General features: G+C 58.9%; 14 protein-coding genes. 5 read left to right on the top strand and 9 right to left on the bottom strand.

Features of this window, described 5'->3' with window-relative positions:
- Positions 1-144: 144 nt before the first annotated feature.
- The 3 genes from PV407_RS24580 to PV407_RS24570 all read right to left on the bottom strand — a co-directional run bounded on the left by PV407_RS24580 (position 145) and on the right by PV407_RS24570 (position 4,389).
- Positions 145-1,470, bottom strand: coding sequence for an ABC transporter substrate-binding protein (locus PV407_RS24580; RefSeq protein ID WP_332092651.1), 1,326 nt, complete (start codon positions 1,468-1,470; stop codon positions 145-147).
- A 2-nt stretch (positions 1,471-1,472) separates the two neighbouring features.
- A complete protein-coding gene (locus PV407_RS24575; protein ID WP_332092650.1) occupies positions 1,473-2,561 on the bottom strand; it encodes a glycoside hydrolase family 76 protein in 1,089 nt (362 codons plus the stop codon).
- Positions 2,562-3,201: 640 nt separating this feature from the next.
- A complete protein-coding gene (locus tag PV407_RS24570) occupies positions 3,202-4,389 on the bottom strand; it encodes a GntR family transcriptional regulator (protein ID WP_332092649.1) in 1,188 nt (395 codons plus the stop codon).
- A 197-nt stretch (positions 4,390-4,586) separates the two neighbouring features.
- Between PV407_RS24570 and PV407_RS24565 the strand changes: the two genes are divergently transcribed.
- The 3 genes from PV407_RS24565 to PV407_RS24555 all read left to right on the top strand — a co-directional run bounded on the left by PV407_RS24565 (position 4,587) and on the right by PV407_RS24555 (position 7,243).
- Positions 4,587-4,895, top strand: coding sequence for an antibiotic biosynthesis monooxygenase (locus tag PV407_RS24565; protein ID WP_332092648.1), 309 nt, complete (start codon positions 4,587-4,589; stop codon positions 4,893-4,895).
- Positions 4,896-5,241: 346 nt separating this feature from the next.
- Positions 5,242-5,811 carry a TetR/AcrR family transcriptional regulator gene (locus tag PV407_RS24560; protein ID WP_332092647.1) on the top strand — a complete coding sequence of 190 codons (570 nt, stop codon included), beginning with the start codon at positions 5,242-5,244 and terminating at the stop codon, positions 5,809-5,811.
- A gap of 76 nt (positions 5,812-5,887) precedes the next feature.
- Positions 5,888-7,243: an MATE family efflux transporter gene (locus tag PV407_RS24555; protein ID WP_332092646.1), complete on the top strand. Its 1,356-nt coding sequence runs from the start codon at positions 5,888-5,890 to the stop codon at positions 7,241-7,243.
- Positions 7,244-7,369: 126 nt separating this feature from the next.
- Here PV407_RS24555 and PV407_RS24550 read toward each other — a convergent pair whose 3' ends face one another.
- Positions 7,370-8,146, bottom strand: a complete 777-nt coding sequence (locus PV407_RS24550; protein WP_332092645.1) for a sporulation protein — start codon at positions 8,144-8,146, stop codon at positions 7,370-7,372.
- A 94-nt stretch (positions 8,147-8,240) separates the two neighbouring features.
- Between PV407_RS24550 and PV407_RS24545 the strand changes: the two genes are divergently transcribed.
- Positions 8,241-8,828, top strand: coding sequence for a tellurite resistance TerB family protein (locus PV407_RS24545; RefSeq protein ID WP_332092644.1), 588 nt, complete (start codon positions 8,241-8,243; stop codon positions 8,826-8,828).
- A 276-nt stretch (positions 8,829-9,104) separates the two neighbouring features.
- Here the strand turns inward: PV407_RS24545 and PV407_RS24540 are convergent, their stop codons facing one another.
- Positions 9,105-10,163, bottom strand: a complete 1,059-nt coding sequence (locus PV407_RS24540) for an MBL fold metallo-hydrolase (protein ID WP_332092643.1) — start codon at positions 10,161-10,163, stop codon at positions 9,105-9,107.
- 374 nt (positions 10,164-10,537) lie between these two features.
- On the opposite strand from PV407_RS24540, the gene PV407_RS24535 reads away from it, so the two are divergent.
- Positions 10,538-11,395 (top strand): DUF2268 domain-containing protein, encoded by an 858-nt coding sequence (locus tag PV407_RS24535; protein ID WP_332092642.1) that lies wholly within the window; start codon positions 10,538-10,540, stop codon positions 11,393-11,395.
- Between the two features lie 90 nt (positions 11,396-11,485).
- Here PV407_RS24535 and PV407_RS24530 read toward each other — a convergent pair whose 3' ends face one another.
- The 4 genes from PV407_RS24530 to PV407_RS24515 all read right to left on the bottom strand — a co-directional run bounded on the left by PV407_RS24530 (position 11,486) and on the right by PV407_RS24515 (position 14,308).
- On the bottom strand, positions 11,486-11,863 hold the full coding sequence (locus tag PV407_RS24530) for a VOC family protein (protein ID WP_332092641.1): 378 nt from the start codon (positions 11,861-11,863) through the stop codon (positions 11,486-11,488).
- Between the two features lie 115 nt (positions 11,864-11,978).
- A complete protein-coding gene (locus tag PV407_RS24525; protein WP_332092640.1) occupies positions 11,979-12,797 on the bottom strand; it encodes a helix-turn-helix transcriptional regulator in 819 nt (272 codons plus the stop codon).
- Between the two features lie 170 nt (positions 12,798-12,967).
- The gene (locus PV407_RS24520) at positions 12,968-13,804 is read right to left on the bottom strand and encodes a sugar phosphate isomerase/epimerase family protein (protein WP_332092639.1); all 837 of its coding nucleotides are present in this window, start codon (positions 13,802-13,804) and stop codon (positions 12,968-12,970) included.
- A gap of 30 nt (positions 13,805-13,834) precedes the next feature.
- Positions 13,835-14,308: a GNAT family N-acetyltransferase gene (locus PV407_RS24515; protein ID WP_332092638.1), complete on the bottom strand. Its 474-nt coding sequence runs from the start codon at positions 14,306-14,308 to the stop codon at positions 13,835-13,837.
- Positions 14,309-14,495 lie beyond the last annotated feature (187 nt).

Here is a 14,495-nt window from a genome sequence, read left to right as displayed (position 1 = left end):
CGCGGAACGGCTCGCACGCGAAGCGCCGCACAACCGGGCCTCCCGGCGGCAGCCGCGGAAAACGCCGCGGACGAACCCGCCGGCGGGAAAGGCCGCGGGGGCGCCAAAGCGCCGCGACAGCAACGCCGAGCAGAATGCCAACGTTCAGCCGCCGCTTTTCGCTTTTTCCTCGGCCAGCATTTTGTTAACCTCTTCCTCGGCTTTTCGCAGCGCGCTGTTCAAATCGGTCGTCCCTTTCAAATATTCGAAAATTTCTTTGTACAGCAAGCTTTCCGCCTGCGAATCGTACTTCGTTTTAACCGGAGTGGCGGCGAACCGGTTTACGAATACCGAATAATAGTTTTTGCCCTTCTCGGGCGCATCGGCGCCGAACGCCTTTTTGACCGACTCGTCCTTCAGGATCGTCATCATTCCTTTGCGCGACATGTCCAGCTGGTATTCGTCCGACGTCAAAAATTTGATCACTTCCATCGCCTGATCCTTATGCTTGCTCATCCGCGTCACCGAAAAGTAAGTCGGATACGCCTGCGAGCCGACGCCCGGCGCCTCCTTCATCGTCGGCAGCGAAACCATGTCCCAATTGACGTCGCCCATATCTTTCGGCCGCACGCTGTAGCCGGACAGGAAGATCGACATCGCCATCACTTTGTCTTTGGCCATCTCCCGCAAGTCATTGCCGGGGAAATAGTTTTTTTGCTGGATGAATTCTTTGAAGCCGGGCTGAGCCGCCACCCGATCGAACACGGATTGGAACAGCGTCTTCCACTGGTCGGTATTGACCGCGGCCTGACCGGTTTTCGGGTCGATATACGGCACCGACAGCTGGTTCATCCGCATCATGTGCAGCGGCGACATGCCGAGGCCGATATACCCAACGCCGCCTTCGGTGCGGGACATTTTTTGCGCCAGCTCGAGAATTTCGTCCCACGTCATGCCGTCCTTCGGATACGAAACCCCGAATTTGTCGAACAAATCTTTGTTGTAAAACAGGGCGAGGTTGTTGTTCGTCACCGGCAAGCCGTACAAGCCTCCGTTCGACAGCTTTCGCATCGCGTCGAGCGGCATATCCTCGATGCGCGACAAATCGATTTGATGCTTTTTGATCAGCTCGGTCATGTCGTATTGGAAATTGTAGTTGAGCAGCGGCTTCGCCAATACGCCGATCGAATCCCAATGGATGTCGAACGTCTGCCCGGTCAGCATCAGATCGTCCAGCGTGCTGCCTTTGTCCGGAATGTATTTGATCGTGTAATTCGGAAACTTGTTGCGGATCGCGTCGCCGAACCGCTGGTCGAAGCTTTCCTCGGAATCCCGGCTGGTCGAGAAAAAAACAAGCTCGACCGGCTCGCCGCTCTGCGCCGCCTGCTCCCCGTCGCTCGGCTTCCCGTCCGGCGTTTTCGCGCATGCCGAGGCGAAGGCGGCCAAAAGCGCCAACCCGGCGGCAGCGGCTATTTTGCCCTGATGTCGCATCGTTATGTCCCCCTTGTCGAAAAAATGGATGGCGCCGATTCGCCGCGGACGCGGCCGGCCAGCCGGGCCGCCTGCTCGAGCAGCTTCGCCGCGCTCAGCTGCGCGCTTAACGGAACCGGACTGCCCGGCGCGGACGCCCAATCCGTGCCGAACAGCGCGGCGTCGGGCATCTTCCCGCTGCGCCATAACGTTTCCGCGTTCGCCGCGATCAAAGCGGACACATCGTCGGCGTCGCCGGGAGGCGCGACGTCGGCCAGCTCCGCGGCATAGCGCACGAAGATGCCCTTGAACAGCCCGCCGTCGCCGCTTCCTTCGTCCGGCAGCAAGCCGGTCGCCGGATCGGCCAGCTCCCGCTTCGCGGCTTCGTAGGTGCGAAGGGCGTCGCGCAAATACCGGCCATCGCCGGCGATCCGGTACAGCTCGACGGCCGCGCCGATAAAGACGCCCTGGCAGTACGTAAACTTCCAGTCTTTGTCGATGCTTCCGTCGCCTTTGCGGTTTATGCCGTCCCAGACGAAGCCGGTCGCCGGATCGACCAAACGGTCGCGCTGCCAGTCGTAAATGCGGCGTGCCCAGTCCAAGCTTTCCGCCTGCCCGAACGCCCGGTGCAAACGCGCCGCCAATATGGCCGCCGGGGCGTTCGCCGGCGTGTTTTTGTAATCGGTTTGCGACTTCCGCCAAGCGATGCCGCCGCCCATATGACCGTTCCAGCCGGTTTGGATGTCATCCCACAGCTCGAGCGCCGCCTGCCGGTACGACGGCTCGCCCGTCGCCCCGTATGCGCGGAGCCAGGCGAGCGCCATCCACTCCATGTCGTCGTACAGCTCGTTCGGCCAAGCTCCTCCGTTGCGCCTTGCAATCCCGCCGTGAATCGCCGCCAGCCGCCGCTCGTACCGCTCGCTGCCCGTTCGCAAATACCCGTCGACCAGCACGTCGACCGCATGCGCCATCCACCAATAGTGGAAGATCGTCTGGTCCGTTTCGGCCGTGACGGGGAACTCGATGTCGTACATGCCGAGCGAATCGTTCCAGAACAAGTCGTCCAGCGCCTCCTGCGCTTCGTCCGCCCGCTTCTCCCATAGTCGTTGCACCGAACGAATCACCCCCGCTTTTTTTACTTCCGGATTTCCAAAAATCTGCCCGCGCTGCGCCGATAACGCGCCCGCAATCGAACCGCATTCGAAGCCGCCGGCAACAAACGGGACGACCCGCCCGCAAAAAAAGGTGCAGCGCTTACCCGGCGCAAAACGATCTTTGCGCGCCGTTTGGATAGCGGTAACCGCCAACAGGCTGCCGTAAGCGGACGGCTCGCTTTTTTTGCAACCGCTTTCATTGTCGCCGGTCCCCTCGTCTAACGCTCGCGAATCCGAGGCGCTTTGACACTGCAAGCCGGTCGGTCGCCCCTCGACAGCACGCCCGCTTGCTCTCATTGTCGCCCCCCGCCTTCCGGCTGAAGCGCCGCCACTATTCGACGCTTCGCATGACCGGCTGCCCTCGCGTCGCGCATGCGGAATGAATGCGCTAACACAACCTAGTATATTGTCATATCATTTATATGTCAATCACCAATTTATATCTTATCTGATATATCAATATAATCATTTAGAATCGATTCCAGGCGCGGATTTTCTGGCTGCCATTCGATGCTCTGCCCCCGCTTTTTCCGGGAACGGCGAAAACCCCCATCGAAGTCGATGGGGGTGGCGGGCGAACGTTGGTCCGATCCGTCGGTCATACCGTTTTCGTTTCGGCCGCCGGGCCGGTCGATTCCCCGACGACGAGCTCCGCCTCCAGCATCGTTTTGTTCGGAACCGGTTCGCCGTTTCGCAGCCGCAGCACATGCTCGACCGCCAGCCGGCCCATCCGTTCTTCGTCCTGACGCATATGCGTGAAGGCGTATCCTTCTCCGAGCCGTGTCGGCGGACTGTCGAAGCAGACGATCGAGACGTCCTGCGGCACGCGCAGCCCGAGCCGCTCCGCCGCCTTCCTGGCGAGCAGGGCGATGTTGTACTCGGTCGCGAACAGAGCCGTAATCGCCGGCTTGCTTCTCAAATGCTCGGTCAGCGCGGCGATATCCCGTTCGATATTGTCGTCGCGGAAACGGCTCGGCAGCGTCGACGTCAAGTCGGTCGCCCATAACGTTCGGTCGACCGCGACGCCCCGTTCCGCATGAGCGCGGATAAACCCTTCGATCCGTTCCTCCACGGCCGTCGTATCGGCGGGGGGCGGCGAAACGAACGCGATGCGCTCGTGCCCGAGACCGAACAAATATTCGGTCGCCTTCTGGGCCGCGGCCGCATTGTCGGTGCTGATCGAAGCGGCGGCGACGCCTTTCAGATGCCGGTCGACGAGCACGAGCGGAAACTTGCGGATGACCAGCTTCAATATTTCGGCATTGAAATATTCGCCCTGCGCCGGAAGCACGATCAGCCCGTCCACCCCGAGCTGGAGCAGTTGCCGGATCGATTGCTCCTCTTGATCCGGCACGCCGAACGACCGGCGCAGCACGAGGAAGCAGTCGCGCTCCCGCGACGCGCTTTCCATGCCGTACACAAGTCCGGTCCCGTAGCTGTTGCCGAAATCGGTCATAATGAGGCCGATCGTCGTCATCTCCGGCTTGCCCGCAGTCTTGACCGTCGGCCGAGCTTTTCCCGCCCGATCCGGGACCGCGGCTTCGTCCGTCCCGCCCGATTCCGGCTCGGCCACGAAGGAGCCCTTTCCCGGCTTGCGCACGATCAGTCCTTCGCCCGCCAATAGTTCGAGCGCCTTCTTGCTCGTAATCCGGCTGACGCCGTGTTCGTCCGCCAGCTGCTTTTCCGACGGAATTCGTTCGCCGGGCCCGTACGCTTTCGATACGATGCGCCGCTTCACTTCTTCGAATATTTGCTCGTACATCGGCTTGGACGACGTATCGCTCATGACGGGCTGCCTCCTGCAATTCGTTTTGCGCGCGATAGGGTGTACAACTTAATATATCATGATATATTCGGCATTGTCGACAGCCGGCGGCAGCAGACGCGGGACGGACGGCAGCGCGGCGGCGGAGCCGAAGTTTGGTCTTCCCCGCCGCATTCGGTATAATGAGAAGGAAACGAGACCCGCAGGAGGCGATCACGATGTTTGTCGTTACGAATACGATCCGAATCAAGGCCGGGCACGGAAAGCAGGTGGCGGAGCGGTTCGCCGCCGCGAAAGGCGTTCGGCAAATGCCCGGATTCGTCCGCATGGAAGTATGGCTCGGCGAAGGCCCGGAAGGCGAAGAGGAGCTCAAAGTGAGCACGGTTTGGGAAAACGAGGAGTCGTTCAAAGGGTGGACGTCCAGCGAGTCGTTCCGCGAATCGCACCGCGGCGGCGGCGAAAGCCGCGAAGTCATGCTCGGCGCGTCGCTGAACAAATACGAGCTCGTCGTCTCGCACAGCCGCTAATTCGGCTGCAGTTCCGCTGCAAAACGCCGCGGGCTTGAACGGCTTCTTCCGCGTAAAGGCGGCCGGATCGGCCTTCGCAACGCGCGATTCCGTCTCGCCTACCCCGGCGCCCATCGCGGCGCCGTTCGTCGTATATTTTACATGCCAAAGCCTCCGAAACCGCCGCACGATGCGCGGGGCCGGAGGCTTTTCGTTCGCCGGACTTTCCGTTCGACGTTCGGCAATCGGGCCGATACCTGACTGCGGTCAGCCTTCGATTGACTATGTATCGCGAACTATGTTATGATACCAATCACATTTACCTGACCGCAGTCAGTTACCTATTTGAAGGGGGCGATCGTATCGCATGAGCCGAAGGGAAGAGATCAAGAAGGTCGCGGTCGGCCATCTGCTGCAGTACGGCTTCGAAGGAACGAAGCTCGCGGACATCGCCGACGAGGTCGGCATCAAGAAGCAGTCGATGTACGCTCATTTCGCGAGCAAAAAAGAGCTGGTCGTCGAAATTCACGAGGAGGCGACGAAGCAGGAAATCGCCTTTCTCACCTCGTTTTTCGACGAGCATCGGGGGATGCCTCTTCGCGAGCTGCTGAACCGGTTCGTCCTCGAGATGAAGGACCGGTATGCGCACAACCGGAACGTGAAGCTGATGTTCTTGATGGCGTTCATGCCGCCCGAGCCGCTGCAGGAGCTTTTTTTGACGATGTACGAGCTGTATTCGCATCATTTGCTCCATTTGCTGGAGCTCGCGTTCCGGCACGATGCGACCGTTTCGGCGGACCCGAAGCAAGGGGCGCTGGCGATCCATACGATTTACGAGGGACTTGCGGCCAAGCTCATTTTCGGAAGTCCGGACTATTTTGTGCAGGCGTCGGAAGCGACTTTCGATTTATTGTGGAAAGGACTCGAACCTAGTTAAATTCCGAGAAAGGAGCCCGGAAACGCGCCTTGTCAAAGGCGATGTTTCGCGGGAAGAAAGCAAGAGGTACTTTTTTATGCAAACGACATCGACTAAACCGTTGCCGCTCGAAACCGATTCGGTCGGCAAAGTATTCGTCCGTTATTTGATTCCGTCCCTGGTCGGCATGTTCATGATGTCCGTCAACGTCGTGATCGACGGCATTTTCGTCGGGCAGCGGCTCGGCGAGGTGGCGCTCGCCGGCGTCAATGTGGCGGTGCCCGTGTTTTCGCTCTATATCGCGATATCGTTATGGGTGGGCATCGGAGGGGCGTCGATTTATTCGAAGCATCTCGGCGCGAAGCGCATCCCGGAGGCGCGGGCCGTCTTTACCCATTCGCTCGCGCTCATTTTCGGCTTGACGCTGCTGCTCGCCGGGCTCGCCTTCCTGTTCCGCGAACGGCTCGCCGTCTTTCTCGGCGCCAACGCCGAAACGATGCCTTACGTGATGGACTACATGAACGTGCTGCTGCTGGGCGGCTTCGCGATTACGGTGCAGAACGCGTTCAGCGTCTTCGTGCGCAACGACGGCAACCCGACCTTGTCCATGCTGTCGCTGCTCGTCACGGCCGTCTGCAACGTCGCGCTCAACTATTTGTTTTTATTCGTGCTGGACTTCGGGGTGTCGGGCTCCGCGCTTGCGATCGTGATCGGGGCGGCGATCGGCGCGTCCGTGCTGTTCGTCCATTTCGGTCGTCCGACCAGTACGCTTCGTTTCGTGCCGCCCCGCTTTTCGCGGGAGCTGGCGATGCGCACGTTCACGATCGGCTTCCCCAGCTTTCTCGCGGAAGTCGGCATCGCCGTCTTTACGGCCGGGTACAATATGGCGATGGTGTATGCGGCGGGAACCGTCGGCGTATCGGCGTTTTCGATCCTCAACTACGTGCACAGCGTCATGCTCATGCTGTTTATCGGCATGGGCTCGGCCGTGCAGCCGCTGCTCAGCTATTACCGGGGCGCGAAGCTGGCGGCCCGGCAGCGGGAGCTGATCCGGATCGCCGTCATGACCGCCTTCGGCGCCGGGCTGACCGTCTTCGCAACCGGTCTCGCGGCCGCGGAAGCGATCGTCTCGATATTCGGCTCGTTCGCGGACGAGGTCCGCACGATGGCCGCAGCCGGCATCCGGCTGTTTTTCGTCGGCTATTTGTTCATGGGCGTCAACTTCGTCATGATGACGTATTTCCAAACGACCGACCAAGTCAAAATGGCGACCTGGATCACGATCGCCCGGGAAATGCTGCTGATGGTCGCCCTGCTGTTCACGCTGCCCCGCTTTATGGGCACGACCGGCGTCTGGCTGGCCATCCCGCTGTCGGAGCTGATCGTGCTGCTGACCGTCTTCGCCTACATTCGCCGGCGCGCGCGTACGCGCATAACGGCCAACCCCGCCTGAGCGGGATTGGCCGTTTTTGCTTGTCGCTTGCCTCGCATATCGCTCGCATTCGTCCTTATCCGGCTCTTGCTGCGACCTAAGTCTAGGCGCACGTACCCCGTCGTGCCGGCATATTTGCGCCGGACGTCACAAGTCCAAATGAGGCTTTATGACGTGCGCCAAACGATCGGCCAAACGATCCGGATCCGCAATATCTTCATCGGTCAATGTCACCTTCACGCACCGCTCGTCCCAATCGAACGTTTCTTCCAGCATACCGAGCAGCCCTTTTCCGCGTCGATCGATTTCCATATAAAAATCAACCTGCCGCTCGTTTTTTACCAAATAATACACTTCGATTTCGTCCAGCGCCGACGGAAGCCGCGGCTTGAATTCGAACTCCTGCACGAACGGCAGGCTCGACTGCAAATCGGGCATGCGGAGCAAGGATACTTCGTGCAGCCGAAGACCCAATAAACCGACCGCTTCGAAGAAGGCGGAGACGATAGGATGCGGCAGGATCGTTACGCTGTCTTTGTCCGTTCGAACCGATTCCGGATCTGTCTCGACCTCCGTTTCCAACCATACATTCGACGGTCCGAGCTTCACGGGAGCCGCAAACGGGATCGTAAAGGCGAAAGGGATGCTCCTCTCTTCGCCGGACGCCATGGAAACATCGGTGTCGAGCATATAGCGATATATAACCCCGGACTGCTTGGCGATCCGTTTATCCTTCTCATAAATGAATTCCGCCGCCAATTCCAAAGAAATTCGCCGGACCCGCCTTGCGCCTTGCCCGTTCTTCAGGACGACATTCCCGCGCAGCTCCTGCCCGACCCGGACTCCCTCCGGCCTTTCGAGGCGAGTATCGACGTACAGGCCGTTTTTGCCCGCCTTGCTTATCATTCGATCGTAAATCGACATTTTCCCGCCCACTCTCCATTTTTGTCACCATCGTATCGAAATGACGACAATACGGCAACCGAAAAATCGACAAATTTCCGGTTAATTTGAAACTTTGCCCAATTTGCTGCGTAATGACAAAAGCGCGTTTCCAAATATCTGGACGCAATCATACATATTTCGGGAGGTTACGACTGTGGGATTGTTCGATATGTTTAAAGGCGACAAAAGTACGGAAGGGATGACGCCCCATTTTGCATTCGCAACATCGCTGCTGTACATGATGCAATCGGACGGCGAGATGGATCACGAGGAAATCGGGCAGCTGCTTGCCGTATTGGGCGGGGAAGAACAAAACGGCGTGATTGGAGTAGGCGCAAATAACCGGCAATTGCTTGACCGTGCGTTGAAATACGTTCGCTCCCATTCCATAGATAAGTTTTTGCAGGAAGCCGCTCCGATTTTGACGGACGCGCAAAAAATGTGCATTTTGGTCAATCTGGTCGACTCCTCGCTCGCGGACGGAGAACCGGAAGCCCAGGAACAGCAGTTGTTCGCCAAGTTCCTGAACGGCTTCGGCATTTCCGAAGAGCGGTTTACCCCGTTCTTCGAAGTGATTGTGCTGAAAAACGACCGCTCTGTGTTCATTAACCAAAATCACCCGAAAAACCAACCGGGCTATCAAGTTTCGCTTCAACTATAAGAACACGGCCGTCAAAAACGCGAAAAAGGCGACGATAAATCGCCGGAAATGAAAAAAGCGGACGTCCGTCTCGACGAAAAGCCGAAACGGACAGCCCGTCCAAATAAAAGACAAAGCACAGGAAGAAATCCGGCCGCGCCGCGTCATGGCGCCGCAATCGGAATCGCATCCGCGGCATGCGGTCGCGCCTCACGACAGGCTGTCCGGCCCATCGGCCGGCGGCCGTTTTGCAGCTTGGCGCATGTCCGCCTTGCTTTGCCGCAGCCGACCGGCACCCTACTCTTTCATCAAAATGGCCGTAATGCCGGGTTCGATCAAATCGATAAATTTCACCGCATCGTCCCGCGTGCCGACCACATCGCCGTAATGGTACGGAACGACAATGCGCGGACGAATCCGATTCGCCGCTTGGGCCGCTTCCTCGTATGCCATCGTATACGTGCCGCCCATCGGCAGGAAGGCGACGTCCGCGTCGATGTCCTTCATTTCCGGAATGAGGTCCGTATCGCCGGCCATATAGTAGGACGCCCCGTTCACTTGAATGATGTACCCTACCCATTCCCGGTCTTTCGGATGATTGGTCTTTTCCGTATTGTACGCCGGCACCGTCTTGTAGGAAACGCCTCTTACGGTTCCCTCTTCGTTAGGCGCAGCGCCGACGATTTCCTCGAACCCGGCATCCGCCAATTTGTCCAGCTCTTTGGCCGGGAACACGATGGCCGCGTCGGGCTTCGCCACCTTGCGAATTTCGCTCAAGCTGAAATGATCGCCGTGCGTATGCGTAATAAACACGATGTCGCCGTCCATCGGCTCGCCGTCCACCTTATAGGGATCGATGTAAACGACCTTCTCCCCGGTCAGCTTGACCATCGACTGCTTGAACAGCTGAACGCCCTTCAGCACGTTCGACTTCGTCGTGACGGAAACGGTCGACTTCGCTTGATCCCAAACCGCCTGCGCCCCCAGCTTGTCCCGGATGAACGCAAGATCGACATACACCCGGCCGTCCTTCAAAAACGGCTTGCCGCCGTTCGCCGTTTGCTCCGGCTTGAACGTTACGGCCGCATTCCCTTCCCCGATCCGCACCGACTTGTCGGTCTCGTTCCAGAATACCGGAATCCCCATATTTTCCGCGGCGATCCGGACCGGGATGTAAACGCTTGCGTAGACGCTGCCCGTTACCGAATAAGGCTCGGCGTCCGGAAATACGATTTCCCGACCGTCCACCTGAACCGTTACCGGACCGCCCCCCGCCTTATCGTCGGCTGCGAACAGCGCCCCCGGACCCGCCAAAGCCAAAAGCAAAACGAGTAAAACAGCTGCACGTACTTTCATTCGGATTCCCTCCATTTCGAGTTTGTTTTTCTTTCCCGGAGCGGACGGCGCGCCTTCGGAGGTTTCCGGCGAAGCCGCTTCGGCGCATTCACCCGAGACGAATCCGTCGCAACCTCATTAAAGCCCGCCCGGCGCCGGTTAACAAATCTTGGATGCAGTTCGAATTCCCGTTAGCGATTACATTCTACAACGACCGCAAAGTTCCTGTACGGGCCGGCACAAAATTATAAAAAAAATAAGTCGCTGTCCAAATATCAGGTACTTACTATTGGTAATCGATTCCAGCTATGTATGCGCTTGACCTTCACGCTGCGTAAAGGTGTATGCTTCTTTCGAAGCCGACATAAAGGTTCGCTCTCAAGGAGGAGATTCGGATGATAATGAACGGTATCGATATGCTGCGAAATCAACGTTTGCTATTGGAAGCCGCACCGGAGCGTAGACAGGATTTGTACGGGGAGCTGGTCGTCGAGCCGCTGAGGCCGTTTTGGGAATCGATGCTGGCGAAAATGCCGCCCGGACAGAATACGACGGATCCTGCCGGGCTGATGGGCGTGTTCCCGCCGGATTCGGACGACAACGAAGGGTTGGAGGCGATCGCCCGGCTGGAGCGCGCCGGCTCTTGGCAAGCATGCCTGAACGCGATCGAACAAGCGGAACGGCTGCTGCGTCCGGCCGATTACGGCGTCTCTCTCGATCGTCTGCAATATTCGCTGGTCCTTGCAAACCCCGAAAAGGTAAAACATCTGCACGGCTTCACCGGTTTCGGCGGAACGCCGGGACAGGCCATCGTGCTCGTATGGCCGAGCGACTACAACGTACCGCGCCTGCCGGCGATGACGGCGCACGAATTTCACCATAATATCCGGCTGTCCTGCGAGCCATGGAGCGCCGATACGACTGTCGGTCAATATATCGTGGTAGAGGGGCTGGCCGAAGCATTCGCCGCCGAGATGTACGGCGCGGATAAATTGGGCCCTTGGGTTCGCTCGCTTGACGACGGGCAGCATGAGCAGGTCAAGCCGGTCTATCGGGAGGCGCTGTCGACGACCGGGTTCCCGGTCATTTCCGGCTACATGTTCGGCAACCCGCAGGCGGGCATACCGGCGTATGCCGGCTATTCGGTCGGATACCGGGTCGTAAACGAATATTTGCGGCGAAGCGGAAAATCGGTTGTAGAGGCGACCTATCGGCCTTGGCGGGAAATTATCGACGAATCGCGATACTTTTGACGTCGGCGAAAACGAAAAAGCCGGAACGCCTCCCCGAACGAGGAGCTTCCGGCCTTCTCTACTCCGTCGACCTGCCGATTCAAGCCGCCGCTAAGCGAAGAGACTGATTAAATTGCCGTCGGGGTCCCGAACGACCGCGTAGCGCTGCCCCCAGACCGCATCCCATGGCTCGCGGTACCCGCCGTACCCATGCTTCGTCACTTTGTCGAACAACGCGTCTACCGCTTCGCGGCTTTCGCAGCGAAAGGCCAGCTCGATACGATGTCCCGCGGGCTCTTCCCAACCGCCATGAATGTCCGTTACCGTTTCCCGGGTGTCAAAAGCAAGCCGGAAACCGTTTTGCGCAACTTCAACATGGATGTCGTCGTTCGCGCTCTCCGGGATGTCCAGTCCGAGCAAGCGATAAAACGCCAAAGCCTTTCCCATGTCCTTCACGACAATGCCGACCATATCCAATCGAATCGCCATCAATCCCATCCCCTATCGTCCAGTTTGATTCGCGCTCCCGCGAAAATAAAAAGTATGGATGCATGTATACGATAACACGTCATTTTGCCGCCGAAATAGTAAAAAACGGACTTGTTCAGTCCGTTTTCGACAGCTGCCCGGGCAGTATCCCGTAATAACGCTTGAAGTTTTTAATAAAATGCGATTGATCGTAGTAGCCGTATTTCGCCGCAATATCCGTAAAGCTTGAACGGGCGCCGCCGTAAAGCTCCTGCAGCACGCTTTGAAATCGAACGATTCCGAGCATTTCCTTCGGGCTTACCCCCAGCTCCCGATCGAAGGTTCTTCTAAGGTGGCGTTTGCTGAAACCGAGCTTGTCCGCCAGCTCCGACGCCGACAGGCTCCCCTTGAAGGCGTACATATATTGCAAGCTTGCGTATATCAAGGAATTGGTAGGAGCGCCGTCCGAACGCAGCATATGGTTCAGGTTACGTTCAACGATTTCAATAATGCCGGAGACGGTGTCGACGGACAACATTTCTTCGGCCATGAACCGCCCGCTCGCTCCCCATACATCCTCCAGAAAAACATGTTGTCCGAAAAAATCGGAAACGGGAAATCGTAAGACGGACTGCGCGGATTCCGAATAAAAGCGAATGCCGAACAACGACCGGGCTTCGGAAAAATTCAAAACTTCGAATCGGGTCATCAGCCCTGCGACGAAGGCCGCCTTCCGGCCGGAGGGCGACCGGCGGTCCAAGATAATATCGACGCAGCCGTCCGGGATGATCCGATGCAATTGATTCCCGACGTCCGCATGGAAGTCAACCGTCCAGTAACAAGCGACATGCGACGCCAGGCTTTCGCACGGAGCATATTCCCGGTAGCGGTAACCGGGACGCTGCTGCTCCTGCTGCATTTTGGGCGTTTGGATCGGGCGGTAACCGCTCGTCATCCCCTCCGAGACACCTCCCTGACAGTAGTCGATCGACGGAAAACGGCCGCTTTGCGCGCGAAGTCGAGCGACGACGCCCATCGGCCGCGCGAATGCCCCTGCCGCGGGTTGTTCGCGATCGGGAAGCCGTCCGTCTTGTCGCCGTTCGGCCGGCGTCCGGGCGCCTCCGCTCAAACCGCCGCCCGGCGGGCCAGCTCCCGAATATGATCGATCGACTGCTTGGCATATTCGTCGTACAGCCGCTCCGAGCCGCTCCGTTCCGCCGCCTCGTAAGGATTGGCGACCCGCGGCAAAAATTCCATCGTCACGTTTCCGCGGTAGCCGATCTCGACCAGCGTCCGGACGACCTCCGCGAAGTCGGTTTGACCGAGGCCGGCCGCTTCCCGCGTGTTGTCCGCGATATGGACGTGCATCAGCCGCGGAGCGACGTCCCGAAGCGCCCGGGAGCTGCTGCGCTCCTCGATGTTCATATGGAACAGATCCGCCATGACGCCGACGCTCGCGACGCCGACTTCCTCCGCCAGCCGGTTCGCGACGTCGAGCGTATTGACCAAATACGTCTCGAACCGGTTGAGCGCCTCGATCGCCAGCCGAACCCGCTTCGACTCCGCATAAACGCCGGCTTCCCGCAGGCTGGCGACGGCGTTGTCCCACTCCTCCCGTCTCGTCGTAACCGGTCCGCCCTTGCCGACCGGCGTCGGCACGACGATGACGACGGACGCGCCGAGCGTCTCCGCCATATCGACGCAATCCTTCACATACCGGACCGCATTCCCGCGCACCGTCGGGTCGGGATGCGACAAGTCGCGCTCCGCCGTATAGATGCCGCAGATCGACGTGCAGACGAGCCGATGCTCGCCGAGCCGCTCCCGGATCGCCGCCGCGTCCAGCTTCGCCGGCTCGCCGGCGAGCTCGACCCCGTCGTAGCCGAACCGGGCGAGCCGCCGCAGACTCGTCTCCAGCTCCTCGTTTCCGAAAATCCATTGCGTCGCGCTGTACGTGAACATTCGCCGTTTCTCCTCCCCGAATACCCGCAATTAGTTCTCGTGCAAACGGTCCTGCAAATCGAGCGACAGCCGCACCATATCTCTCAGCCGTATGCCGTTTTCGTAAATGTCTTCCTCGTAATGCCGCACGAAAAAGTCTTTGTCGATGCCGGTCATGCGAAAGCCGCATTTTTGGTACAGCGCAAGCTGGACGACGCCCGTGCTCCCGGTGCCGATCTCGATCGTATGAAAGCCGCGCGCTCTCGCTTCGTCGATCGCATGCAGGACGAGCCGCTTTCCGATCCCTTTGCCCTGCTCGGGTTCCGCGACCGCCACGTTGACCAGCTCGATCGTCCCCGGCCTCGTCGGCAGCAGCACGTACACGCCGACGATGCGGCGATCCGCCTCGCAGACGAAGCAGTCCCCCCGCGCGATGTATTCCTCCACCAAAGTCCGGGACGGGTCCGCGAGCAGCAGCAGCTCCATCGGGGGCGGCTCGTGCGGAGCCAGTTTTCGAATATGCATATCGGTCTCCTTTTGGATGAAGGCCGAGTGTCAGTCCGACAAAGCCGACCCGTTCCATTTTTGTTCCATTGTACGGATTCCGTCAAGGATTCGCCCGAATCGGTCCGTCGGGCAAGCTCCAAGTCCGGTCTATTGCCATTGTACCATCACGCCCGCAGCGAGGAAACGCGAAATTGCCGCAGATCGA

The sequence above is a fragment of the Paenibacillus sp. GYB003 genome, from assembly GCF_036577625.1.
Lineage (GTDB): Bacteria > Bacillota > Bacilli > Paenibacillales > NBRC-103111 > Paenibacillus_AB.
Note: the sequence above shows the minus strand (reverse complement) of the source record. Positions and strands in the feature narration are given on the sequence as shown.

Bases quoted from the DNA above. Each gene is read 5' to 3' on its own strand.
- PV407_RS24580 (WP_332092651.1), bottom strand. From the start codon at position 1,470: ATGCGACATCAGGGCAAAATAGCCGCTGCCGCCGGGTTGGCGCTTTTG.
- PV407_RS24570 (WP_332092649.1), bottom strand. From the start codon at position 4,389: ATGAGCGATACGTCGTCCAAGCCGATGTACGAGCAAATATTCGAAGAA.
- PV407_RS24565 (WP_332092648.1), top strand. From the start codon at position 4,587: ATGTTTGTCGTTACGAATACGATCCGAATCAAGGCCGGGCACGGAAAG.
- PV407_RS24560 (WP_332092647.1), top strand. From the start codon at position 5,242: ATGAGCCGAAGGGAAGAGATCAAGAAGGTCGCGGTCGGCCATCTGCTG.
- PV407_RS24555 (WP_332092646.1), top strand. From the start codon at position 5,888: ATGCAAACGACATCGACTAAACCGTTGCCGCTCGAAACCGATTCGGTC.
- PV407_RS24550 (WP_332092645.1), bottom strand. From the start codon at position 8,146: ATGTCGATTTACGATCGAATGATAAGCAAGGCGGGCAAAAACGGCCTG.
- PV407_RS24540 (WP_332092643.1), bottom strand. From the start codon at position 10,163: ATGAAAGTACGTGCAGCTGTTTTACTCGTTTTGCTTTTGGCTTTGGCG.
- PV407_RS24535 (WP_332092642.1), top strand. From the start codon at position 10,538: ATGATAATGAACGGTATCGATATGCTGCGAAATCAACGTTTGCTATTG.
- PV407_RS24530 (WP_332092641.1), bottom strand. From the start codon at position 11,863: ATGGCGATTCGATTGGATATGGTCGGCATTGTCGTGAAGGACATGGGA.
- PV407_RS24525 (WP_332092640.1), bottom strand. From the start codon at position 12,797: ATGACGAGCGGTTACCGCCCGATCCAAACGCCCAAAATGCAGCAGGAG.
- PV407_RS24520 (WP_332092639.1), bottom strand. From the start codon at position 13,804: ATGTTCACGTACAGCGCGACGCAATGGATTTTCGGAAACGAGGAGCTG.
- PV407_RS24515 (WP_332092638.1), bottom strand. From the start codon at position 14,308: ATGCATATTCGAAAACTGGCTCCGCACGAGCCGCCCCCGATGGAGCTG.